The sequence below is a fragment of the Kitasatospora sp. NPDC018058 genome, assembly GCF_044327205.1.
Taxonomy (GTDB): Bacteria; Actinomycetota; Actinomycetes; order Streptomycetales; family Streptomycetaceae; genus Kitasatospora.
On record NZ_JBIRFA010000047.1, the window covers coordinates 34,111 to 54,838 of the forward strand.

Genomic DNA, 20,728 nt, shown 5'->3' on the forward strand with positions numbered 1-20,728 from the left:
GTTCACCCCCGCTTACGCGCCGTCGAGGCGCGGGTGCTCGTGGTCTTGCGCGTCGCCGGGGCCTTCTTCGCCGCCGCCGTGCCCTTACGACCGGAGGTTGAGGAGGCCGCAGCCTTGCGGGGTGCAGCCGAAGCCGTCTTCTTCGCGGCCGTCGTCTTACGCGGGGCGGCAGCCTTTTTCGCCGGGGCCTTCGACTCATCGGACTTGCTTGCCGGCCGCCGCGAGGAGGCCGTGCTCTTGCGCGTCGCGCCGCCGCTACTGGCTGCGCGGGAACGCGAGGGAGCGGCCTTCTTCGTCGAGGACGCGGATGCCCGCTGCTTGGACGCTGCCGGCGTCGCGCGGCGCGTGGACGCCGTCGAGCGGGAGGCGCTCTGTCGCGAGCGCGGCCGCTTCTCCTCGCCGTCGCTCTCCTGGTCTTGCTCCTCCTCCTGGGGTTCTTCTTCGGGTGGCTCCTCCTCCGGTTCCTCGCCGTGACTGACAGTTCCTGCGCGCAGGTCCTCGGTCCGCTGCTTCAACTGGTCGGTTAGCGCGCTGACCCGGCTGCTCGCTGCGGCTATGGCCGCTTTCTTCCCCGCCTTGGCCAGTTCCCCACGCACGTCGCCGGCCAGCTGACGAAGCTGGGGCGACGATTCCAGCACCTCACCGAGGAGCACCCCGGGGTTGGCACTCAGACGTCTGCCCGCCGCCATGCCCGCGAGAGCCAGCGCCCATCGGGCCTTGTGCATGCGCCCGAGGAGGTAGCCCGCGCCCACAGCGACGGCAAGCTTGGCGTTGTTCATGGTCGATATCCCTGAAGAGTCCCTGAACGGCCCCGGCCCTCTCCGGTAGGAGAGCCGCTCCTCGGCCCGGCTGTGTACCCCCATCCAGCCCGGACAAACGGGGCGTCCCTGATTCCAGCCTGCTACTGATCGGTCGCCATTGAATCCCCTAGGTCAGGCCATCATCGGGTCCTTGTGGACTGCGTTTCACATTCTGTCTGGCGACAGAAAGTCATCGTTCTGTCGCTGCTCGTTCTTTTGCTGCCGCGCATCGAGTCGGTACGTCCTTCGAACGGCTCGTCAGGCGGCGGTTCGGGTGAACCCCGGCTGCGCACAGGGCTGTTACAGGTCGGTGGGCACCATGGCGCGGCAGTGCGGTCGGCGCTGTTCCGATGGCCGACGGCCTTGGGGTGTGCCAGGTCGTCGAGCCACGGAATCGGGTCCGCAGCCGGGGAAGCGGGCGAGCCGGCACACCTCGTGGTCGACCAGAAGGCACCGGTCCGCGGCGATCTCGCGCACCGCCTGGCAGCGGGTAACCGCGGGGCGGCGCGCCTGGCCGGCTGACCATGAGAGGCATACCGCAGCACGATCTGGGCGCCGTCCGTTTGGCGAAGACCGTGGTCTGGCGGACCGCTCGCATCATCGCGCCGACCCGGACGCAAGTTTCGCGGCGACGAGCCGGGTGTCGTCCCCGAACCCGGAGGCACAGGCAGGAGGCGTGCGCGGTGAGTGATGCCGAAGGGCGTCCTCGCCGGTGGCGTGGACCGGGAACAGCGCCGCGGCCTCGGTGATCTCCAGGACCCGCACCGACATCGCGGAGGGGGCGATCAGCACTAGCGCGATGCCCTCTGCCATGGCGCGCCGACGGGCGGTCAGAAGCAGGTTGAGGCCGGTGCAGGTGAACAGCTCCACGCCGGACAGATCGACCGCGAGCAGGCCCGGGTGCTGGTCGAGAGCGGCGGTCAGGGCCTGGGCGGCGACAAGCTCGCTGTCCAAGATCATGTCGCCGGTGAAGGAGCACACCAGCGCGTCGCCGACCCGGACGGTCTCCGACTTCAGGCAGGGCAGCACAAGATCCTCCTCCGCAGAGCACACGGACCAGGCTGCGCGGGCACTCGGGCCTCGCCGGCGAGAGTATCCGGCTGAGGCCACGCGGACGCGATCCGCTCCAGGTCCTGCCACAGGTCCAGGGCCTGCTCGCGCAGTCCCACCGCAGCGCAGTTGCCTGCCTCGACCGCGCTGAGATAAGCATCTACGGCGGTCATGGCATGGCACGCCTGCCGACGCAGCGGCTCCACCCGGCCCGCGTCCGCACCATGCTCACAGGGCGCGCCGATCCGATCGGCCAGCAGGGACCTGAGCTGCTCCAGCCCTTCCCTGCTCATCGGCTCCACGCGCACCATCTCCAGACGAGGCCGCCGCACGGATCCGCCGTCGAGGCAATACGACGGCTTTCCTTCCACTGTTCGCCCGTTTGCCAGACATGTCAACCATTGCGCGAATCCGCTGTCGTGTTTCGACAGCCGTGAAACAGTCGTCCTACCATGGAGGTATGGACAACGGTACGGCGACCGAGCGGCAGTGGACCTTCCTGACCAACCACGCCCGCGTGCTGGTCCAGATCGCCCGCGACCCTGGCATCCGCGTCCGCGACATCGCCATCTGCTGCCTGCTCACCGAGCGCGCCGTCCAGCGCATCATCACCGACCTCGAAGAGGCTGGATACCTCAGCCACGAACGCCGCGGCCGCACCAACCACTACAGCGTCATCGCCAGCAAACAACTGCGCCACCCCGCCGATGCCGGCCCCACCGTCTCCGAACTTCTCGCCACTCTCCTGCGCCACCCCGTCAACGGCCAATGAAACAGGCGGCTGGCGCCGGGGTTTGTGCTATCCGGTTCCGAGTCGTGTCACCCGCACGTTTGGATTCGCGTTTCTTCGCCCTGTCGTCTCAGCCATCGTCCGATCTCCTCGCATGGGAATCGCTGGTCTTGGAAGACGCGTCCCAACTGGTGATGCTCGTGCGTGTTGAGCCGGTGGTGCGGCCGTGCGACGGCGCGCGCCGCCGGGTGCGCTCGGCCCTGGGCGGTTCGTCCCTCGCCACCGCGAGGCGGCCGCAGTTCCGTGGTCCCGCTTCTCTCGTCTGCAGCCTCCCGGTCCCGGTTCTCCCCGTCCCTGCGCTGCCGGCGCTTGCGACTCGTTGCGGTCTCCTCGCCTTGCTCCGCCGCCCGGCGTGACCCGTCCTCGCCGTCTGTCCTACCGGGCCGTCTTCTCCCGTCCGTGCGGTCAGGAGCGGGCTCTTCGCCTCAGAGCTGCCCGGTCCGGCGCAGCTGGTGCGCCCTAATCTCTTCGAGCCGCGCGGCAGAGCCAGAGACCGCCCAGATACGCCCATGGGCGGCCACCGCGCTAAATTCCATAGATTCCGAGCATGAACGTATTGACATGGGGCAGACGCAGCGCAGGACACCGAGCTCATGAGGAGGACGGTCGTGGGCGCAGGTAAGAAGATGGAACACACGGCAGAGACCGTTAAGGGCAAGGCAAAGGAAACCATCGGCAAGGCCGTCGGAAACGAGAGCCTCAGGGCCAAGGGAAAAGCCGAGCAGGTCAAGGGCGACATGCTCCAGGCTGGCCAGAAGGCAAAGGATGCCCTCAAGCACTGACCAAATACTGAAGGTAAGTCCGCCTCCCGGCACTAGTGTTGGGAGACGGACCTCGCTTGTGTGTGCCCTCGACTTCACCGGACCAGGGGAGCGCGCCGCTGCCACTCGCGCCCGATACGCCGTCCAGCAGGCCTCGCACCCACCATCGGCTGCGGTCGTGTGGCCGGGTGGGTGGAGGACTGTCGGCCGCTTGTTCTGGGCGGTGACCATGAGGCCGAACACGAGGTCGGCAGCGGGTAGACCGGAACCTCTCCCCGATCCAGTCCTAGAGGTTCCAGGCGAGCCGGCCGTTGGCTCAGGGCGATGTTCCGGGCCGCGCTCGGTCGCGGCTCCATGCGCCCGCTGGGGCAAGCTCTGGGTCATGCCGAACGACACGTGCGGCGCGCTGGTCAGGGCAGCCGGGTGAGCTTGCGGCGACCCGCCCGGCGGCGCAGCTTCGGCAAGTGCTTCTGTGCGGCTTCGGCGGTGTGCCGCGTGCGTTCGTAGAGGACACCGTAGGCAAAGGCGTGCCGCTCGCTGCTGCAGGTGTTCTGGCTTTCGAGGGCGATCAGTTCCTGTAGGGTCACCACGCTGTCCTGGTGGGTGCCCAGCACCTTGTGCAGCTTCTTCAGACGGGCGGCGAACCTCGCTGTTCGTTTCGCCGTGCGGCGCGGGATGTGCGATTGGGCGTGCTCTGCGGTGTAGCGGGCGCGTTTGGCGGCCTTGCGGGCGTGGTGCAGTGCCTGGTCGCGGTGCGGGCCCGGCTCGGTGTGCAGGGCGCGGTCGAGACGTTTCATGGTCCGGCGCTGCTCGCGCCGCAGGGCGCCGGACAAGTATCCGCGCGCCTTTCGGTTCGCGCGGTGGCGTAGTGGCGGGTCGGTGGCGAAGGCGTCGAGGCCGTCCAGGAGGGCGAAGTAGCGTGCGCCGTCGAGTTCGGCGACTGCTTGCTGCCAGGCCTGCCGGTAGCTCTCGGCGTAGCGTTCGGTGAGTCGGCCGCGTAGAGCGCCTTGGCGTAGCTGGGCGGGGACGGCGTCCAGCAGGTTGACCAGTTCCTCGCCGAGTACTTCCTGGTCGCGGGCCCGGCCCAGTACCCTTCCGAGCCAGCGCAGTTCCGCGGCCAGGGGCCCGGCGCGGTCGCGCTCGAAGAGCCGCCGGTGGGCCTTGAGCAGGCTCCGCAGCCGGCGCGCGGTGACCCGCATGCGGTGTACGGAGTCCGCCTGGCCGCTGCGCACGGCCGCATCGCGGGCGAGGAGCGCATCGCGCTGGGCCCGGAAGGCGTCCATGACGAGAGCGCCGGCCGACCCCGCCGCCGGGGCGCGCGATGACCCGGCCAAGCAGTCCTCGGAACTGCGGGGCTTGCCGAGCGCCCGGGAAAGCTTCGAAGGCCAGGCCGAGCGCACCAGCCCCGCGTCGGCGAACACGGTCTCGATCCGGTTCAACAGGGTCGGTGTGCCGTGCTCCAGCTCGACCTCGAACTCGGTCCACCCACTGACCTCTGTACTGGTCCCGCCCGCCGGGCCGGCTGCACCTTCGGACCGGTCTCCGGCCGTGTCGTTTACGGCGAGAGCCGCCTGATCGCCCGGGGGTGCGACCGGCACACGTTTGGCGTCGAGGATCTGGGCCGCGACCCGGTCCTCGGTGATCTGCGCGAGCGTGTCTCCCCGGTCGTCGCGCAGCAGCAGCTGGGCGCGGCGGGTGTGCAGGTGTGCGACCGGGGCGAGGTTGGTGCCGCGGGCGAAGGCCGTGACGAGTCCCGCGAGTTCGGCCGGGACGTCGTTGGGGCCGCCGGCCGCCAGCGGCAGCCGCATCTCCTGGCGCACATCGTCGCCGCGCGGCAGTTTGAGGTGCCAGCCGGCGTCGCTGCCGCCGGTGCGCCGACGCAGGGTGATGTGGCGACGCAGCAGGCGCAGGTCTTGGGTGTCGTAGTAAATGGCGTCGAGGTCCTGGGGTTCGGCGTTCTGAGCGGTCGCGACACCGGGCACCCGGTCGAGCCGTTCGGGAAGTGTGGTCCCGTCGTACTTCCGCTCCGTCTCCACATGGTGTTTGCTCATGCCCTGCGCCTGCCCGCGCCAGCTGCGGCCAAGCGTGAAGACCGCGGGACACTGGAGGCATGGATCCGGTCGAAGCGCTGCGGCGGATCGCCTTCCTCCTGGAGTGGAGCGGTGCCTCCCCGTACCGGGTGCGCGCCTTCCATACGGCGGCCGGCGCCGTCCGCGACCTGCCGCCGGGCCCGATCGACGCGGCGTTGGCCCGGCGGCTGCCTGGGGTGGGCCCGGTGACCGCCGAGGTGATCGCCCAGGCGTCCGTGGGCGAGGTTCCGGCTTATCTCGCCCGGCTGGAGGCACAGACCGGGCCAGCCGCCCGGGTCGGCTGGGGGTTGGCGGCGGCTGGCGCGGGGGACTGCCACCTGCACTCCGACTGGTCGGACGGCGGCAGCCCGATCGAGGAGATGGCGGAGGCGGCCCGTGCCCTGGGACATAGCTGGGCCGTGCTGACCGATCACTCGCCGCGCCTGGCGATCGCCCACGGCTTGAGTCCTGAACGGCTGCGGCGCCAACTGGAGGAGGTGTCCACCGTCAATGCCCGCCTCGGCCCAGGCTTTCAGCTGCTGACCGGTATCGAGTGCGACATCCTTCAGGACGGCTCGCTCGACCAGGAGGAGGACCTGCTCGCGCGGCTCGACGTGGTGGTGGCCTCCGTACACTCCAAGCTCCGCTCAGAACCTGGGCCCATGACCGCCCGCCTGGTGGCGGCGGCGCGCAACCCACACACCGACGTACTCGGGCACTGCACCGGCCGGATCATCACCGGCCGGGGCAGACCGCAGTCCCCGTTCGACGCCGAGGCCGTCTTCGCCGCCTGTGTCGAGGGCAGCACGGCGGTCGAGATCAACTGCCGGCCCGAGCGGCGCGACCCACCCGACGACCTACTGCTGCTGGCGGCCGAGGCGGGCTGCCTGTTCGCCGTGGATACTGACGCCCACGCCCCCGAGCAACTGCACTGGCAGTCCACCGGGTACGCCCGCGCCGCGCGGGCCGGCCTGGGCCCGGACCGACTGGTGACGACCTGGCCGATCGGGCGGCTGCTGAGCTGGACCGCAGGGCGCACAGCCGCGGAGCCTGCTACCGCCCGGCCGGGCCGGACCCCGGCCGGGCGCTCCACCTCGGGGTAGACGTGACACGGCTCACCCTGCCTGCAGGTGGACGCCCACACTGACGGCCACGAGCGGGGCAGCGTGGCCCCGCACCGAGCAACTCGGCCTCGGAACGACGGTCCGATCGAAGGGCGCACACCACCCACAGCGCGCGGTTGACCGCGCACGGTTGGGGGCGATGGCGAATCATGGGGACGGAAGGACAGGTACGGCGAAAGGACTACGTAAATAGTGAGCGAGAACGGGAAGGACGGGAAGGAAGAGTCGGAGGAGAAGGCGGACCGCAAGTGGGAGGAGATGCTCCAGGAGGTGCGTGTCGCTCAGACCGGCGCGCAGATCCTCTTCGGGTTCCTGATCAGCGTGGTGTTCACTCCCCGGTTCACCCAGATCAGTCCCGCAGATCGGACGCTGTACGACGTCACGGTTGTCCTGGGTGCGGTCGCCACCGGCACGCTGATCGCCCCGGTCGCCTTCCACCGCTTCCTGGCCGGACACCAGATGATGCCCGAACTCGTTCGCGCCGGCGCCAAGATGATCGTCCTGGGGCTGGTTCTGCTCGGCATCACCGTCGGCGCCGCCCTGGCACTGCTCCTGCACGTCGCCACCGGATCGGCGACCGCTTGGGCGGTCGCGGGCGCGGTGGTGTTCTGGTTCGTCGTCTGCTGGCTCGTGCTGCCCTGGATCGCACTGCGCGCGGGCAAACGTCGAGCGGTACGACCCGGGGCATGAATTTCTCGCCTTCCGAGGGTCACCTCGTGGGACGGCGTGCGGGTAGGTGTCTTGTTGGCCCTATCCAGGCAACGCCCAGCGGCCGGGCAACCTCCCCGGTGATCCGGCGCGCCGTCCGGGGTGACCTCGCCGATGGAGTAGACGACAAAGACCTCCGGCGGTGCTCCGGGTGTGCCTGGCAGAGTGACCGCATGGCGCGCGGGGAAGGCCGGCCCGCACGCCGGTGCAAACGGGTCCGTCTCGGCTTCGAGACGGCGGACCGCAGCCGTGCCGGACACTTCCACAATGGAGCTCCGCAGCACCGGTGCCACGGGAGCGGCGTTCAGCGCACGGGACGGCGGCCGGAATGCCGGAAGCGGGCGGCGCCCACCACGAGCGCGACGACGAAGACGAGCACGCCGACGATGAGCAGGTAAAACAGTCCATGGGCGACGGCTCCGACGATGCCGAGGACGACCGCCGCGAGGACGAGCAACAGCACCCAGACCATCCGATCCTCCCGTCGATCAGCGCCTGGCCAGGCGGCGTTCTCCGCCGGCGCCCGGCAGGTATTCCAGCTGGTAGTGCGCAAAGACGTCCGGCTCCTGCTCGGCTGGCAGTACGCCATCGGTGTCGATGGCCGGGGCGTTCTTCACCAGGGACTTGGCAAAGGCGACCTTTAGGTAGCCGGGGCCGACCTGCGCCCCGCCGAGCGGGACGAAGACCAGCCGGTGGCGGGTGGGTAGACCGACGGTGACCGTCGCGAAAGACGGCTCGTCGGAGGCGGTGTCCACATAGACCGACTCCAGGGTGCCGATCTTTTTTCCGTCCGCGTCGACGACGTTGTGCTCGCGCCACTCCCGGATATCGGCAATCTGAATCATCCACCGGCCTCCGTTCGCCCGTTCGCTCCTTGGCGTGGTACTCCACCTGCGGACAGGTCGACCAAGGCTTCGAAGCCCTGATAGAGCGCGCAGTCGGTCACCAGCGGTACCAGCGGGCGCGGCCGGATCCGGAGGCGCCGCGGACGACGAAGCCGAGCAGCCACAGCACCAAGGCGGCCAGCGCCACCCACCACAGAATGTGGAGGGCGAATCCTGCCCCGAACAGCACCAGGATGATGAGTAGAACCAGCAACAGCGCGACCATGGCGATCACCTTCCTCGTCCGGTCGTTTGCCCGGCTCGGCACGAATGATGCGTAGACGCGCCGCCCGGGCTGCCCTCGGCGTAGATCGCCGAGGATCGGCCTGTTCTGGCCGGTGCCAGGGATGCGGCGACGCGGGCCGCGTCCTTCGGCGTTTCCACTGCACTCAGGACGCCGTCGAAGCCCGCGCGCGCATAGGCGAGCACCGTCTCCACGTGTTCCTCCGCGTCGTCGCCGCACGTCACGGCGTCGGCGACCATGTCGCGGGTGACCAGCTTGCTGGCCTGCTCGAAATGCGCCGGGGTGGGAAGGATCTGGGCGAGCTCGCCGGGCAGCAGCTCGGTCGGCCACAGCCGGTGCACCACGTCGACGGCCTTCTCCCGGTTGCTGCTCCAGCACACCTTCACCCCGCCCACCACCTTCTTGCCTTCCCCGCCGCCGTGACGGAAGGCGCCCACCAGGTCCGCGTCAGGGGTCATGGTGACGAACCCGTCCCCGATCCGCCCGGCCAGCCTGGCGGCCTTCGGACCGAACCCCGATACGACACTGGGACACCCCGTACCCCGACTGGACCGCAGACTTCCAACACCAGCGGGTCCGCATCCTCCACCGCGGCCACCCCTGCTACGAGACCGACGTCGCGCGCACCTGGCCGCGCTGGTGCGAGGCGGCACAGCGGCGCGCAAGCATCCTGCTGATCTCAGGCCCCTTCGACGACCACCACGACTACGCCGCCGCCCTGCGCGGGAACGCGCTGCTCCTACTCGTCGTCCCGCTCACCTGAGGAACAGCCGCAACTGCCCGCCCCCGGTGAGGTGGTCCCGCGGCGAACGCCGCAGCCCGCGGTCATGACGGTCGATCGGAACTGCTTCAGCGCTCGATGGCGTTCGCGGCGCTGTTCTTCGTGACGTTCATCCCGTTGCTGATCGTCATCGTCGCCCGGACGACGTCGCCCCGCCCGCCGAGTGCCGCCGGCTCAACTTGCACCGTGCCGTCCTGGTCGGCGTACACCGGGTGGCCGGCGAGGCCGAGGCGGCCAGTAATAGCCACCGGGACCGTCCGGTTGCGTCCCGTGGCGTCGCGCAGGCAGAGCAGGTATCTGCAGACGGCATTCGCCGTGGCCGCCAGGTACGCAGGCGGCCCCTGGACGTCGAGCGGGACGTGGCGGATGGCCGGAGGTGCTGGACCGGTTCCTACGGGTGTTCGTCGTGGTGGCCGCACAGCCAGGCCATGGCTTCGTAGGCGCCGAGTGCGTAGTCGGGATCGGTCTGTGCCGGTGCTCCGTGTCGGATCTCCACGACGGCGGCCTGGCACTCGGCCAGCAGTTGAGTCCGGCAGGGGATGATGTCCCCCACGGCGGCCGCGCGGGTGATGGGACCGGCGACCTGGGTGCCGAGCGCCCATCGGTAGGCATTCATCACGCCGAGCCGGTAGCCGCCGGAGGATGCGGGGAGGCCGTCGGTCTGCGCCAGCGCGTCGAAGACCTCCTGGAGGGACCGGACCCCCACGGTCTGGACGGCAGCGTTGTGGCCATTCATGTCACGGACACTACGTCGTACCGGGCCTCCGCGCCGTCGGGGGAGGCCATCCCGACGAATGCCCGACGGTGAGCAGGATCCGACAGCCTGTCCTACGAGGAGCTCGCCCGATCTCGGACGGCCCACCCCGGATGTGGGAGCGTCGGCGGTGCCCGAGCCTCGACGCATGGGATCGATCATTGTGCTCTTCGAGCTGGAGCCGGAAGGGGAGCTTGGCCCGGAGGGTGTCGGACCTGCTGTGATCGCGGTGCATGCCGCCGGTGCCGATCCCGATGTGCCTGAGGACCCTCAGCCGTACACGCTCTGCGGGCTGGAGAGCGGTTCCATGGAGCACACGCACTACCGGCCGACCCGGCCGGGCGAGCCGTGGTATCCGCCCCTGCTGGCCGAGCGGCGCTGCCACGAGTGCGAGCAGGCCCTGCGCACCCGGTGACCGCCGTGGCCGGGTACCGTGAGGAGGACTTCCGCCGGATCACGGCCGAACCGGGGTGCTGCTACGACTTCACCGACCGGATCGAACTCTCCGCCCTGGAGCCGCTGGTCGCCAGGCCCAGCTCGCCCGGCAACGTCGTCCGGGTCCGCGAGGTGGCGGGCACCCTGATCGGCCAGGTGGTGCTCGGCTCCTCCGCCAAGCCGGGCGTGCGCGACTACGCCGTCGCCGCGGCCATGTTCCACGGGCGTCAGACCTCCGCCGGACTGAGCTTCGACGTCAACCCCAGCTTCCGCGAGGTGCTGCAGGACCTGCTGCGCACCGGCACCGCCTTCGACCTGATCGCCGCCGGCGCCCGGATCCACCAGGCCGGTTGCCTGGGCTGCATCGGCATGGGCCAGGCCCCCGCCTCCGGCCGCCACTCGCTGCGCACCTTCCCGCGCCGTCATGCCACGCCCGCGCATCCTGATCACCGGCGCCGGGTGCGGCGGCTTCCGCACGGCACGAGCGCTGTCCCGGCCGGGCCGAGTACCGCCCCCGAACTTCCTGCGGCGCCCGTGGGAGGCGGGGCCCCACTCGCGTGGCCCTGACGCACGGCGTGCCTTCGGCCCGGTCCGGCCGTCGGGTGTTCGGATTCTGCAATGAGAGGTATACGGCCTGATAGGGCGGGGTCGCTGTTCGACGGGCGGCGAGTGCCGCGCGGTGGGGCAGCACGGAAGCCACAGTGAGTCGCGTCGACGAAGGAGGTGTCGACATTGGTCACGGAACTGGCCTTGGAACGCGTGGAGTTCACCTGCGGCCACTGCTGGCACCAGTGGAGCACCGGCTACGAAGCCCAGCACTACTGTGATGACGACGGGCGGGACCGGGAGTACTTCGTCCGGGGCGGCACGCCGGTGGACTCGCCGTACACCCCCGAGGGCGCGCTGCCCTGTCCGGAGTGCGAACGTCCCTGGGTGGGGCACCTTCTGGCACGTCGGCTGATCCCGACGCCACTGGGGCTGCACGGCACGCCGCGTCAGCCGATCGCCGACGTCGCGGGCCACCGGCCCGATCGGCACGCGCGCCCTCGCTCGACGCCCAGGCCCACACGCAGCCACCGGGACGGGGAGAGGCTGATGGCGCCCGAGGGGAGGAGGCGTGAGCGATGACGAAACTGACCGTCGAGGGCGGTGACCTGGAGCTCCGGCTTTCCTGGTGGGAGCGGCTGGTGACCAGGACCGCGTCCGTGCGGGTACCCCTGACGGCGGTCGAGGACGTGGCGGTCCTGCGGGAGCCGTGGCGGGTGTTCCGCGGCTTCAGGGAGCGGGGGCTGCTGATTCCCGACACGCTGTGCCTGGGGGTCTGGCGGCATCCGGGCGGGCGGGACTTCCTCGCCCTGCGCCCGCGCGCCGGTGGGGCAGTCGTCCAGGTCGACCTGGGTCGACCCTCGCCGTTCGCCCGGATCGCCGTCCAGTCCCCGCAGGCCCCGCACACGGTGGCCTCGGTACGTGCTGCAGCGCGCCGGACGGCGCTGACAGAGCGCGGAGCAGAGCAGGAGCCGGATACGGGCGGTGCCGGAGCCCGCCGGCCCGAGACCGGGCCGTCGGAGGCGCCGGTGCTCTTCTGACGTGCTGCCCCTGGGACATGGGCTTTGCCCCCCCCCGGGGGCGGGGCTCACGTTTTGCTTTTCCTCCTGGGGTAAGCGCGAGAGAGGAGGTCTGGCGATGGCACGCGCGGTTGGTATCGACCTGGGGACGACGAACTCGGTGGTCTGCGTGCTGGAGGGCGGTGAGCCGACCGTCATCGCGAACACCGAAGGAACCCGAAGAGAATCTGCGAGCCGGTCTGGGCGACCAGCACCTCCTGGAGCAGGTCGCGCCAGCGCCGGTTTGCCCGCTCCTCGGGCGACTCCCGCCGACCGACCCGGGGCCGGAGAACGCGGTCGTCGCGGCCGCTGTCCGGCGTCGCCATGCTGATCGCCTCCGCCTTCTGTACGTGGGCGCGTGTAGCCACGATGGTCGTGGGCAAACGCGGGGCATGGACGAGGATCAAGTGGTGTGCCCGGCCGCACCCGGGACGACGGCCCTTGAGCACCCGATCGTCCGCGCCGCGCGGCATGATGGTCGGGACGGCACGTCGCCATCCCGGCTGGTCAGGGAGCGCGCCATGCCACGGCCAGCCGAAGATCCCGCCAGGGCTGAGGGGGAGCTCAAGTCGGCGCTGAACTCGGCCGGCGGGCCGTCCGAGGACAGGGGCGAGAGGGATAGGGGCGGAAGCCCCGGATCGACGTGAGGGGACCCAGCACGCACCGCCCCGGGCGAGCACCAACGGCAGCCACCGGGGAGACGAAGCGGCTCGCGTTCGCCGGCGGCGAGGGCGCGGTGCAGCGCGGCCGTGAGTTCAGCCGGGAGGCGCTGCGGTCCTGGCACTGGCTGCCCGCCGTCGACGACGAGGAGCGGGACGCCGCCGAGGACGTCCTGCTGATGGTCTCGGAGCTGGTCACCAACGCCTGCCTGCACGCCCCCGGGGGGCCGCGTGAACTGCGGCTGAACTGGAACGGCGCCCGGCTGCGGGTGGAGGTCGCCGACGCCAGCCCGGTGCCGCCGCGGCTGCGTCCGTCCGTCGACCCGGGGCGGCCGGGCGGGCACGGCTTGCGAGTGGTCGACCGGCTCTCCCGCGCCTGGGGCAGCGTGCCCGAGGGCGGCGGGAAGCTGGTTTGGCTGGAGGTGCCATCCCCGCTTTGACCTCGCGTTGCGGTCCGTCAGGGCTGTCCGGGGTGCGGTTCGGGTGGCGGTGCCGGATCGGGGTCCGGGTAGGGCTCGGGCGTGGGGAACGGCGGAATGGGCGGCGGGGGCGTCGTCGGATCGGGGTCCTCGCCCGGCCGCGGCGCGGGGTTGGGGTGGGGGATCGGTTCGGTGTCCGGATCCGGGGGCGTCGGAATGGTCATGGTGCACCTTCGTCGGAAGTGCCGGTCGGGCTCGTCGGGTAACGGGCCGGGCGCGCTCAGCGGCCCAGCGCGTGGGCCGGTTGGCGCTTGTTCATCTTCGAACGGCCCTTGATGTTGCGGTGTTTGGCCTCGTTGTACAGCTGGTCGTAGGTCGGGCCCTGGACGCCCTGGTGGGACTGTCCGCCGCGGCGACTCGACGGCATGTCGTGGGTCGAGCTGCGGCTCCTGCTCTTGGACTCGCCGTGCCGGGCGCGTTCCTTGTCGACCGTTCGGGCCGCGATCTCCTTGCCCCGCTTCTCACTTTCTCCCCCGGTCGAGCGCGCTTTCCTTGATGTGCTCGTACTGGCGCTCCCGCTTGGGCTGGATCCTCGGGGCATGACCGCTCCTCCTCTCAGGATCGAGGTCGTTGCCTGGGCGCGTATACCCGAACAAATCGCAAGAAACGCTACGACGCCGGTCGACCGGACGAGGTCACCCGGATCCTGACCTCCTACGGGTTGCAGGTGCTGGAACGCACGTCGACCGTCGTCCGGGTGGACGGCCGGCTGGTCGGTGTCGCCGGGACGAAGGGTTTCGGCGGCGGATTCGCCGGTCGCAGCGGCAGCGAGTTCGGGGAACCCGAGATGAAGGCCTTCATCCGGCACAGCCGGGAATGCGCGGACGGCCTGCGTACCGCGCTCGACCGGCTGACGGCCGAGGCGTGCGATCTGCGGATCGCCCTGACCCATTTCGCTCCGGTGCCGGACACCCTGGCCGGGGAGCCGCCCGAGATCTACCCCTTCCTGGGCAGCTACTTGCTCGCCGAGGCGATCGACGTGGGTGGGGCGGACCTGGCCGTCCACGGCCACGCGCACCTCGGCACCGAGCGCGGTCTCACCGCCTGCGGCGTCCGGGTGCGCAACGTCGCTCAGCCGGTCATCGGCAGGGCCTTCGCGGTCTACCGGCTGCGCGCGCCGGTCAGCTGACGGCAGACTGGGCCGGCCGGACGGCGCATTCCAGCAGTGGCCGCAGAGCCCGCGGGTGGCCTCGAACCAGCGGGCCGCCTCGACGGCATGGCCCTGCCGGTGTTCGGCGAGCACCATGAGGAATCCTCAGAGCACCGACGCCGACCGGCACGCCCACCAACAGCGACAGCGCCACCGTGCCGCTCTCACCACCGCCCGCGCCACCCGGGCAGGGGCGATCCTGCTGCGCACTGCCCGCCCGGTCGCCCGTACCGGAATGGCGAAGTCGGCCTGAGCCAGAAGTGCAGCACGACGAACACCAAGGCGGAGAAGGTCGTTCGCCAGCGCACCGCTCGGGCTCTGTGTGAGGTTCCGGCGGCGGACAGGCTGCTCCCAGAGTGGCAACTGGCGTGGCGGCCGATGACGCCGTCGGCTCCCAGGGCAGTGTCGACGGCCGCCCGAGGGCGGTGCCCGGCAGCCTGGCGCCAGACGCCGCCGTCGGCCGACCACCCCAGCGTCCCGGAACGTGCCGTCCCCTCCCCGCCCGACGTGGTCGGCATGGGATAAGAATGACATCAGGGCGAAAAGAGGCACGATCGCCGACGAGGTGTGGCCGATGCACTCGATCACCGACTGGCTGCGCGGACTGTCCGGCCCGGTGGTGTACGCGGTCATCGGCGGCATGGTCTTCACCGAGGATGCCCTGTTCTTCAGCTTCTTCATCCCCGGTGAGACGGCCGCCGTCCTCGGCGGCTTCATCGCCCACCAGGGCGGTGCCTCCCTCGGCTGGATGGTCCTGGTCGTGGTCTGCGCGGCCGTCCTCGGCGACTCCGCCGGCTATGAGATCGGCCGTCACCTTGGTCCACCGATCCTTCGCACCCGCCCGCTGCGGCGCCATGCCAAGCAGGTCGGCACGGTACGGGACCTGATCCGCCGGCGCGGGCCGGCCGCCGTCTTCGTCGGCCGTTTCATCGCCTTCTTCCGCCCGCTGGTGCCCTCGCTGGCCGGGATGTCCCGCATGTCGTACTGCCGGTTCCTCTTCTACAACGCCCTCGGCGGGGTCGCCTGGGGCGTCGGCTTCACCCTCCTCGGCTACTTCGCCGGAGTCGCCTACACCAGGGTGGAGGGAATGGTCGGCGGGGTCGCCGCCATCGCGATCGCCGTGATCGTCGCTATCGCCCTGCTGGTCTGGTACCTGCGGCGGCACCGTTCGCGGGATCATGAGCCGTCGGACGACAGCGGCGGACGAAATCCCTGAACCGTGCGACCCCGACCGGCCGCACGGACGGTCAGCGCCGCGTCCTCGCCGACCTCGATCGACTCCGCCCCGGCACCGTGACGGGCCATCGACGTCCGTATCGGGTCCGCCGCCGTCGTCCAGCAGGACCAGGACCCCCGGTCCCTGACCCGGAGGATGAACCTTAGGGTGTGGCCGTGCTGCTGATCTACGACGGGGAGACCACCGCCGACGCGCCCGGGCCGCGCACCGGCGGAGTTCCGCTGGTCCCGAATGGGTTCGTCTGGCCGAGGTGCCGCGAGTGCGGTGGGGCCATGCAGTTCCTCGCCCAGCTGCCCCTCGACAGCGGTGTGGTCGCGGTGTTCTTCTGCCAGAACGATCCCGGGATGTGCGACGCGTGGGACGCCACTGCCGGCGCCAACCGCGCGTACGTGTTCTCCGGCGAGCTCACTGCGGCCACGGCCCCGGCCGATGGCGAGACGCTGCTTGGCGCGGTCACCGCGCTGCGCGGCCATTCCGCCGACGAACCCACGGAGGAGCCGGTCCTCGGACGGCTGGGCGGCGAGCCTGACTGGATCCAGGACGACGAGACCCCGGGCTGTCCCAGCTGCGCCACCCGCATGACATTCACGGCCGAGCTGGAGGAGGGGCATGAATTCGCCACCTCCGCGAACTTCGGCGGCGGGGGCCGCGGTTACGTCTTCAACTGCCGGCCCTGCCGCGAGGCCGCGTTCCTCTGGCAGCGCTGAATGCCACGACCTGCGCGCGGCCGCCTGAGGCGCGCGGTCACGTGGCCCGGAGTTGCTCCAGCGCGTCCTTCGACAGGCTGACCCGGACCAGGACGGTGGCGAGGCGGGCGTGGTCCTTCGGCGGGACGAGGCGTCCGAGACCACAGGGTGTGTGCGGGAGCCCGAGGTCCTTGGCCGCCCCGCACGCCCGGTCGTCGAAGTACGGGCGCAGCCACGGCCACACCGCCTGGGCCTCACGGCAGAAGATGTCCGCGCCGACCGGGCCGATCCGCGGGACCTCCCGCAGCAGCTGCCGCAGGGTCCGGGGGTCGCCGTCGGCCTCGTCCCGAATCCTGCGCAGGTCGCCGTGCCAGCGGTCGAGCACCAGCTGCGCGCCTTCGCCGAGGGCGGTCGCGGTGCTCTCGTCATACCGGACGTAGTGCGCCCGGCCCAGTGCATCCACCCGGTCCTGCCACTCGGAGTCGGCCATCGCGTGCGGCGTCCGGAACCCGGCGGCGGACAGCTCCCGGGCGGCCTTGGCGGCAGTCTCGGCACTGATGCGGATGGAACAGAGCACGGTGAGGACCAGTAGCCGGTACAACGGCGACGGCTTGTCCCGCAGCGTGATGCCGGCTTCCTCGGCGTATGTCCGGCCGTGCTCGGAGAGCAGCCGGGATGTGGTGGTGTCGACCGTCATCGTGCACACCCTTCTACGCGCGGGCGAGCAGCGCCTGGTAAGGCCGCGGTGGCACATCGCCAGCCACTGGCGCTCGGCGGCGCGCCGCACCAGGTCGGCCCGCCGAACGGTCCGGGCGGCGTGCGCGGCGCGGACGGCCCCGGTGAGGGAGTCGGTGTCGAGCCCGGAGCGGTCGAGCCGATAGGTCAGGCAGGGCTGCTGCTCGGCGAAGTGGCCGCAGCTCGGTGCGAGCACCGTGGTGCCGAGGTCGAAGCAGGCCTCCAGCCGGCCGGAGTGGCTGCCGAAGCGGTAGGGCAGGACCACCAGGTCCAGGTTGAGCAGGGACTGCGCCCAGCGGCCGTCGTCCCGGTACGGCTGGCGCCGCACCTCGATCTGCGGCCGCTCGGCCAGGGCGGTCACCCGCCGGAGCACCTCGTCGTTCGGGACGTCCGCGTGCAGGTCGATCCAGAGCCGGGTGTCCGGCAGGTCCGCGACCGTCCTGGCTAGCACGTTCACCAGCGGCAGCGGCGCGACGTTCGCGGGCAGGTTCTTCAGGTGCACCCCGATGCTGAACCAGGCCCGCCGGGGCCGGGGCCGGGCCAACAGGTGCGGCTCCACCATGTGCGGGTACGGCAGCACCACTGGCCGGCGTCCCCACCTGGCCGCGATCGTGGTGGCGGCCCCGGGCGTGAGGGTGATCAGCTGCTGTGCGGCGGGCACCAGGACGTCCAGCCGGGCGAGGTGGCCGGAGGGCGAGGCCTCGTACGGGTTCTCCAGGTCATGCACGGTGAACACCAGCGGCTTGCCGAGCTGGCGCAGCAGCCACACCAGCTCGGTGAGCCGGGCGGGGGAGGCGCTCTCGTAGCCCTGGTGCAGGTGGAACACGTCGAACTCGTCGTGGTGGCTCCGCACCCAGTCCGGGTCCAGCATCGCCGGCGGCCACCAGCCCCACCGGCTGCGGGGCGTGCCGCGCGGGCACGGGTCCGGCAGCAGCCGCACCGGGTCGCGGGCCGTCAGCGCGGTCAGGTGCCGGACATAGACGCGCCCGGCGGGAACGGCGGCGACCCGGATCCCGGTGCGGCTCCGGTGTTTCGGCACATTGGAGTGGGGCGGGAGATCTGGGACGACGGCGGTCATGGCTCCTCCTGGAGTGCTCCCCGCGCGGCTGCCCCCGGCCGTGGGGCTGAAACGCCGGACGGTGGCGGCCGGTCAACCGGCTCCGGGCAGCCGCACCTCCAGGTGCCCCGAGAGCACCGGCTCTCCAGCACCGGCTGCGGTGCGGTGGCGGGCCTCGGGCCACCTGGCCGGCCCGCAGCCGGAACTCGCTGCCGTGCCACGGGCAGCGCAGGCAGCCGTCGACGACGGCGCCCTCGGCGAGCGGGCCGGACAGGTGAGCGCAGCGTTCCGCGAGCACGTGGCAGCGCTCCGCATCGCGGACCACGACCACGACCACGACGAGCTCGCCCGCCCTCCGGCGGACGGGCTCGCTGGTGGGGAACTCCTCGACCGGGCCGAGCCCGACCCGGTTTGCGGGCGCCAGCGGGGGCACGGCGGCGGCCCGGTCGGGGGCGGCGGCCTGCCGGTAAGACAGGTGTCCGCCGAGCGCGGCGCCACCCGAGACGGCGGCCAGCCCGGCCAGGCCGAGCAGCCGCCCGCAGCCGCGGGCCACCAACGAACCGGCGTACCGCAGCACGCCGGTGGTGTTGATGAGCGCGTGCACCAGCCCGGTGCGCCGCCGCAGCGGGTCGAGCCGGGCCCAGTCCACCCAGCCCGCCAGCGCGGCTCCGAGCGGTACGGCCTCGACCGCGTCGACGAGCGGCCGGGCCGGGGTGTCGAGGAACTCCCAGTGCACCAGCGCCTCCGGGGTGCGGCGCGCCGACGGTGAGCGGGCCGCCACCGAACGACCGAGGTTTGCTGGCCGGTCCTGGTGGTGGACCTCGCCTCGGCCGCCCCCGCCGACGGGATGCTGCGGAGCGACTACGCCGCCCCGCTCCACCTCGGGGCCTCCGGCATCGGCGTCTTGAGCCTCCACCGTTCGCAATCGTGTGTCCCCGGCCCTGAGGAGGGGTCGCCGTCGCGGACTGCGTGGGCGCCGCCGTGAGTACCTCGCATGACGACGGCACAGTCGAGATCCTGGCCGCGACCTCCCACAGCTGTTGGCGTTGGAGCGCGCCCAAGGTGAGGCGGGCGGCGGGCCGCGCGCCCGGATCCGCTGCCATGGCGAGGGCAGATCGTGGTCCGGCTCGACCCCGGCCGCCTCGGGCGGTTCGCGGACCGGGCCCGGCGCTGCGGCGTGCGGGCCGTCGCCATCGGGGACCCGCGCACGTACCCGTACGGCTGCACCGCCCTCAGCGTCTATGCGGGCTCGTCGGCGGGTGCCGGTTCGCCGACTCCCACCCTGCTCGCCTTCCTGGCGCTCCAGGCGTCCGTCGCGCCGGACCGCACGGCCCTGGCCCGGACGGTCGCCGACCTGCTCGACCGCCGGCACGCCACCGGCCTGGCGATCGGCCGTCGCACCCGGAGCCTTCCCGCGGCTGCTCTCTGGCGGCTGGACGTGCGTCCGCTGTCGGCCACCGAACTGTCCGGGCGTGCAGGCGATGGAACCTGCACTGCGGGGCCGGTCTGACGCCGTCGTGAGGTTGCCTGCGGCGACCGGCCTGCCCGGCGCCGCCGATCGAGCCTGCCTCTGTCGCAGCGCACGGATCAGCATTCGCCCTGGCCCTTGCCACCCCCCCGGCATACCGTCACCCCTGTCCTGACCGGCTCCACCGGTGGTGGCCGGGCCACCTTCGAATGTGTTGGCCGCGATGTGCGCGTCAAGCACCCGATATCGGCCTGACGGTACGTCGGCAAAGTCAGCATAGGGTCAGCATTGGTCCTGCCAGACGCTGTCACGGATGGTCGAACCGTGTGATGCGTCGAGCGTGGTGGCGAGCGTCGAACGGGCTGGTCCGGGGTTCGCACGGGATGGCAGGGGGGCAAGTGGCTCGGGTCGCTGACTCACCGCCTGTCGAATGCGCAGGTCAGCGCACCCTTCCGCGTGCTTTCAGCGGTGTGGCGGGGAGTTCGGGGGCGGGGAGGCGGTCGCCTGGGTAGCCGTGGACCTCGCCGAAGCGGTCGGAGTTCACGGAGTTCATCCAGTCCTCGCGGGCTTGGGCGATATCGTCGTTCGACCGCCCGATGAAGTTCCACCGCGTATCACGGGATTCACGGTTCGCCCCAGGTCAGGGGCCTGGTGTGAGCTTCCCCCGCTGCGCGGGAGGCGTTGATTACCTGGTCAGGACGGGTGTGGGTGGTTCGACGGCCACCGGTTCGGCCGTCGCCTGGTCGGCGTAGGGCTGCCCTGCTCGGACGCTCCAGAGGCGGGCAGACCGGCAAGGTCCACATCGCCGGCGAGCGCAGGTGTCGCCCGCTGGCCTTCGTGCTGACCGAGGGGCGGGCCGCCGACAGCCCGCAGTTCATTCCCGTGCTGCGGAAAGTCCGGGTCCGCGGGCCGGTCGGCCGTCCCCGAATCCGGCCCGACGCGGTCGCCGGAGACAAAGCCCACTCGCCCCGAGGCAACCGCAATCACCTGCGAAAACGCCACATCAAGGCCGTCATCCCGGAGAAAGCCGACCAGAGCGCCAATCGCAACAAGAAGGGCAGCACGGGCGGTCGACCCGTCAGCCACGACGCCGAGCTCTACAAGGACCGGAACACCGTCGAGCGCCTGATCAACAAGCTGAAGGCGTGGCGAGGCGTCGGTGAGGTCGACTCGGGGCGCCCTGCTGGTGTCTCCACCAGTGGGTTTCCCCGAGCCGCCTCCCGAACCCGGCGTGCCCGTCTCCGGGCACCGGG

Annotated in this window: 24 protein-coding genes and 6 pseudogenes; 16 read left to right on the forward strand and 14 right to left on the reverse strand. The window is 71.3% G+C overall.

The features are described 5' to 3' along the window. Window positions 1–2: 2 nt before the first annotated feature. On the reverse strand, window positions 3–779 hold the full coding sequence (locus ACH4E7_RS38320) for a hypothetical protein (protein ID WP_396253817.1): 777 nt from the start codon (window positions 777–779) through the stop codon (window positions 3–5). Window positions 780–1,397: 618 nt separating this feature from the next. Next, window positions 1,398–1,829, reverse strand: coding sequence for an STAS domain-containing protein (locus ACH4E7_RS38325; protein WP_396253818.1), 432 nt, complete (start codon window positions 1,827–1,829; stop codon window positions 1,398–1,400). A gap of 481 nt (window positions 1,830–2,310) precedes the next feature. Between ACH4E7_RS38325 and ACH4E7_RS38330 the strand changes: the two genes are divergently transcribed. Further along, window positions 2,311–2,622 carry a helix-turn-helix transcriptional regulator gene (locus ACH4E7_RS38330; RefSeq protein WP_396253819.1) on the forward strand — a complete coding sequence of 104 codons (312 nt, stop codon included), beginning with the start codon at window positions 2,311–2,313 and terminating at the stop codon, window positions 2,620–2,622. Window positions 2,623–3,266: 644 nt separating this feature from the next. Continuing rightward, window positions 3,267–3,422, forward strand: a complete 156-nt coding sequence (locus ACH4E7_RS38335) for a CsbD family protein (RefSeq protein ID WP_396253838.1) — start codon at window positions 3,267–3,269, stop codon at window positions 3,420–3,422. A 389-nt stretch (window positions 3,423–3,811) separates the two neighbouring features. On the opposite strand, the gene ACH4E7_RS38340 is transcribed toward ACH4E7_RS38335, so the two are convergent. After that, a complete protein-coding gene (locus ACH4E7_RS38340) occupies window positions 3,812–5,452 on the reverse strand; it encodes a CHAD domain-containing protein (protein ID WP_396253820.1) in 1,641 nt (546 codons plus the stop codon). A gap of 59 nt (window positions 5,453–5,511) precedes the next feature. Between ACH4E7_RS38340 and ACH4E7_RS38345 the strand changes: the two genes are divergently transcribed. Together ACH4E7_RS38345 and ACH4E7_RS38350 are read left to right on the forward strand one after the other, a co-directional pair. Further along, the gene (locus ACH4E7_RS38345) at window positions 5,512–6,573 is read left to right on the forward strand and encodes a PHP domain-containing protein (RefSeq protein ID WP_396253821.1); all 1,062 of its coding nucleotides are present in this window, start codon (window positions 5,512–5,514) and stop codon (window positions 6,571–6,573) included. 213 nt (window positions 6,574–6,786) lie between these two features. Beyond that, window positions 6,787–7,284 (forward strand): DUF6328 family protein, encoded by a 498-nt coding sequence (locus ACH4E7_RS38350; protein WP_396253822.1) that lies wholly within the window; start codon window positions 6,787–6,789, stop codon window positions 7,282–7,284. Window positions 7,285–7,606: 322 nt separating this feature from the next. Here ACH4E7_RS38350 and ACH4E7_RS38355 read toward each other — a convergent pair whose 3' ends face one another. The 6 genes from ACH4E7_RS38355 to ACH4E7_RS38380 all read right to left on the reverse strand — a co-directional run bounded on the left by ACH4E7_RS38355 (window position 7,607) and on the right by ACH4E7_RS38380 (window position 9,947). Beyond that, window positions 7,607–7,774 (reverse strand): hypothetical protein, encoded by a 168-nt coding sequence (locus ACH4E7_RS38355; protein ID WP_396253823.1) that lies wholly within the window; start codon window positions 7,772–7,774, stop codon window positions 7,607–7,609. Between the two features lie 16 nt (window positions 7,775–7,790). Continuing rightward, window positions 7,791–8,147 carry a PRC-barrel domain-containing protein gene (locus ACH4E7_RS38360; RefSeq protein WP_396253824.1) on the reverse strand — a complete coding sequence of 119 codons (357 nt, stop codon included), beginning with the start codon at window positions 8,145–8,147 and terminating at the stop codon, window positions 7,791–7,793. 97 nt (window positions 8,148–8,244) lie between these two features. Continuing rightward, the gene (locus ACH4E7_RS38365; protein WP_396253825.1) at window positions 8,245–8,412 is read right to left on the reverse strand and encodes a hydrophobic protein; all 168 of its coding nucleotides are present in this window, start codon (window positions 8,410–8,412) and stop codon (window positions 8,245–8,247) included. Between the two features lie 5 nt (window positions 8,413–8,417). Then, on the reverse strand, window positions 8,418–9,083 hold the full coding sequence (locus tag ACH4E7_RS38370) for an LLM class flavin-dependent oxidoreductase (RefSeq protein ID WP_396253839.1): 666 nt from the start codon (window positions 9,081–9,083) through the stop codon (window positions 8,418–8,420). Window positions 9,084–9,279: 196 nt separating this feature from the next. Next, window positions 9,280–9,630 carry a DUF6296 family protein gene (locus ACH4E7_RS38375; RefSeq protein ID WP_396253826.1) on the reverse strand — a complete coding sequence of 117 codons (351 nt, stop codon included), beginning with the start codon at window positions 9,628–9,630 and terminating at the stop codon, window positions 9,280–9,282. After that, window positions 9,603–9,947 carry a hypothetical protein gene (locus ACH4E7_RS38380; protein WP_396253827.1) on the reverse strand — a complete coding sequence of 115 codons (345 nt, stop codon included), beginning with the start codon at window positions 9,945–9,947 and terminating at the stop codon, window positions 9,603–9,605. The genes ACH4E7_RS38375 and ACH4E7_RS38380 overlap by 28 nt, the downstream gene beginning before the upstream one ends. A 166-nt stretch (window positions 9,948–10,113) precedes the next feature. Here ACH4E7_RS38380 and ACH4E7_RS38385 point away from each other — a divergent pair, with 166 nt between their 5' ends. The 5 genes and pseudogenes from ACH4E7_RS38385 to ACH4E7_RS38405 all read left to right on the forward strand — a co-directional run. Beyond that, a complete protein-coding gene (locus ACH4E7_RS38385; RefSeq protein WP_396253828.1) occupies window positions 10,114–10,380 on the forward strand; it encodes a hypothetical protein in 267 nt (88 codons plus the stop codon). 5 nt (window positions 10,381–10,385) lie between these two features. Continuing rightward, the gene (locus tag ACH4E7_RS38390) at window positions 10,386–10,967 is read left to right on the forward strand and encodes an aconitase family protein (protein ID WP_396253829.1); all 582 of its coding nucleotides are present in this window, start codon (window positions 10,386–10,388) and stop codon (window positions 10,965–10,967) included. A gap of 165 nt (window positions 10,968–11,132) precedes the next feature. After that, window positions 11,133–11,528 carry a hypothetical protein gene (locus ACH4E7_RS38395; protein WP_396253830.1) on the forward strand — a complete coding sequence of 132 codons (396 nt, stop codon included), beginning with the start codon at window positions 11,133–11,135 and terminating at the stop codon, window positions 11,526–11,528. Then, the gene (locus ACH4E7_RS38400; protein ID WP_396253831.1) at window positions 11,525–11,986 is read left to right on the forward strand and encodes a hypothetical protein; all 462 of its coding nucleotides are present in this window, start codon (window positions 11,525–11,527) and stop codon (window positions 11,984–11,986) included. Before ACH4E7_RS38395 ends, ACH4E7_RS38400 begins: the two co-directional genes overlap by 4 nt. A gap of 97 nt (window positions 11,987–12,083) precedes the next feature. Next, a pseudogene (locus ACH4E7_RS38405) lies at window positions 12,084–12,185 on the forward strand (Hsp70 family protein); the annotation flags it as partial. Here the strand turns inward: ACH4E7_RS38405 and ACH4E7_RS38410 are convergent. Then, window positions 12,175–12,330: pseudogene (locus ACH4E7_RS38410) on the reverse strand (DUF6328 family protein); the annotation flags it as partial. The pseudogenes ACH4E7_RS38405 and ACH4E7_RS38410 overlap by 11 nt on opposite strands. Window positions 12,331–12,647: 317 nt before the next feature. On the opposite strand from ACH4E7_RS38410, the gene ACH4E7_RS38415 reads away from it, so the two are divergent. Then, entirely contained in the window at window positions 12,648–13,103 is a 456-nt protein-coding gene (locus tag ACH4E7_RS38415) for an ATP-binding protein (protein WP_396253832.1), read from the forward strand. Between the two features lie 259 nt (window positions 13,104–13,362). Here ACH4E7_RS38415 and ACH4E7_RS38420 read toward each other — a convergent pair. Beyond that, window positions 13,363–13,683: pseudogene (locus tag ACH4E7_RS38420) on the reverse strand (plasmid stabilization protein). 81 nt (window positions 13,684–13,764) lie between these two features. Between ACH4E7_RS38420 and ACH4E7_RS38425 the strand changes: the two are divergent. The 4 genes and pseudogenes from ACH4E7_RS38425 to ACH4E7_RS38440 form a co-directional block, all read left to right on the forward strand. After that, window positions 13,765–14,271 (forward strand): annotated as a pseudogene (locus tag ACH4E7_RS38425) (metallophosphoesterase); the annotation flags it as partial. Between the two features lie 115 nt (window positions 14,272–14,386). Then, window positions 14,387–14,545 (forward strand): hypothetical protein, encoded by a 159-nt coding sequence (locus tag ACH4E7_RS38430; RefSeq protein WP_396253833.1) that lies wholly within the window; start codon window positions 14,387–14,389, stop codon window positions 14,543–14,545. A gap of 321 nt (window positions 14,546–14,866) precedes the next feature. Further along, window positions 14,867–15,508 carry a DedA family protein gene (locus ACH4E7_RS38435; RefSeq protein WP_396253834.1) on the forward strand — a complete coding sequence of 214 codons (642 nt, stop codon included), beginning with the start codon at window positions 14,867–14,869 and terminating at the stop codon, window positions 15,506–15,508. 176 nt (window positions 15,509–15,684) lie between these two features. Further along, window positions 15,685–16,236, forward strand: a complete 552-nt coding sequence (locus ACH4E7_RS38440) for a hypothetical protein (protein ID WP_396253835.1) — start codon at window positions 15,685–15,687, stop codon at window positions 16,234–16,236. A 37-nt stretch (window positions 16,237–16,273) separates the two neighbouring features. Here the strand turns inward: ACH4E7_RS38440 and ACH4E7_RS38445 are convergent, their stop codons facing one another. Both ACH4E7_RS38445 and ACH4E7_RS38450 read right to left on the reverse strand, forming a co-directional pair. Then, a complete protein-coding gene (locus ACH4E7_RS38445) occupies window positions 16,274–16,912 on the reverse strand; it encodes an endonuclease (RefSeq protein WP_396253840.1) in 639 nt (212 codons plus the stop codon). A 757-nt stretch (window positions 16,913–17,669) separates the two neighbouring features. Then, window positions 17,670–18,923 (reverse strand): Rieske 2Fe-2S domain-containing protein, encoded by a 1,254-nt coding sequence (locus ACH4E7_RS38450; protein WP_396253836.1) that lies wholly within the window; start codon window positions 18,921–18,923, stop codon window positions 17,670–17,672. Between the two features lie 201 nt (window positions 18,924–19,124). Between ACH4E7_RS38450 and ACH4E7_RS38455 the strand changes: the two genes are divergently transcribed. After that, entirely contained in the window at window positions 19,125–19,517 is a 393-nt protein-coding gene (locus ACH4E7_RS38455; RefSeq protein WP_396253837.1) for a hypothetical protein, read from the forward strand. 397 nt (window positions 19,518–19,914) lie between these two features. On the opposite strand, the pseudogene ACH4E7_RS38460 reads toward ACH4E7_RS38455, so the two are convergent. Further along, window positions 19,915–20,082 (reverse strand): annotated as a pseudogene (locus ACH4E7_RS38460) (pirin family protein); the annotation flags it as partial. Window positions 20,083–20,225: 143 nt separating this feature from the next. Here ACH4E7_RS38460 and ACH4E7_RS38465 point away from each other — a divergent pair. After that, window positions 20,226–20,633, forward strand: a pseudogene (locus tag ACH4E7_RS38465) (transposase); the annotation flags it as partial. Window positions 20,634–20,728: the final 95 nt, after the last annotated feature.

What these genes read in the sequence shown, in the direction of transcription:
- ACH4E7_RS38320 (WP_396253817.1), bottom strand. Translation starts at nt 779, where the DNA reads ATGAACAACGCCAAGCTTGCCGTCGCTGTGGGCGCGGGCTACCTCCTC.
- ACH4E7_RS38330 (WP_396253819.1), top strand. Translation starts at nt 2,311, where the DNA reads ATGGACAACGGTACGGCGACCGAGCGGCAGTGGACCTTCCTGACCAAC.
- ACH4E7_RS38335 (WP_396253838.1), top strand. Translation starts at nt 3,267, where the DNA reads ATGGAACACACGGCAGAGACCGTTAAGGGCAAGGCAAAGGAAACCATC.
- ACH4E7_RS38340 (WP_396253820.1), bottom strand. Translation starts at nt 5,452, where the DNA reads ATGAGCAAACACCATGTGGAGACGGAGCGGAAGTACGACGGGACCACA.
- ACH4E7_RS38345 (WP_396253821.1), top strand. Translation starts at nt 5,512, where the DNA reads ATGGATCCGGTCGAAGCGCTGCGGCGGATCGCCTTCCTCCTGGAGTGG.
- ACH4E7_RS38355 (WP_396253823.1), bottom strand. Translation starts at nt 7,774, where the DNA reads ATGGTCTGGGTGCTGTTGCTCGTCCTCGCGGCGGTCGTCCTCGGCATC.
- ACH4E7_RS38360 (WP_396253824.1), bottom strand. Translation starts at nt 8,147, where the DNA reads ATGATTCAGATTGCCGATATCCGGGAGTGGCGCGAGCACAACGTCGTC.
- ACH4E7_RS38365 (WP_396253825.1), bottom strand. Translation starts at nt 8,412, where the DNA reads ATGGTCGCGCTGTTGCTGGTTCTACTCATCATCCTGGTGCTGTTCGGG.
- ACH4E7_RS38380 (WP_396253827.1), bottom strand. Translation starts at nt 9,947, where the DNA reads ATGAATGGCCACAACGCTGCCGTCCAGACCGTGGGGGTCCGGTCCCTC.
- ACH4E7_RS38385 (WP_396253828.1), top strand. Translation starts at nt 10,114, where the DNA reads ATGGGATCGATCATTGTGCTCTTCGAGCTGGAGCCGGAAGGGGAGCTT.
- ACH4E7_RS38400 (WP_396253831.1), top strand. Translation starts at nt 11,525, where the DNA reads ATGACGAAACTGACCGTCGAGGGCGGTGACCTGGAGCTCCGGCTTTCC.
- ACH4E7_RS38430 (WP_396253833.1), top strand. Translation starts at nt 14,387, where the DNA reads ATGAGGAATCCTCAGAGCACCGACGCCGACCGGCACGCCCACCAACAG.
- ACH4E7_RS38435 (WP_396253834.1), top strand. Translation starts at nt 14,867, where the DNA reads ATGCACTCGATCACCGACTGGCTGCGCGGACTGTCCGGCCCGGTGGTG.
- ACH4E7_RS38445 (WP_396253840.1), bottom strand. Translation starts at nt 16,912, where the DNA reads ATGACGGTCGACACCACCACATCCCGGCTGCTCTCCGAGCACGGCCGG.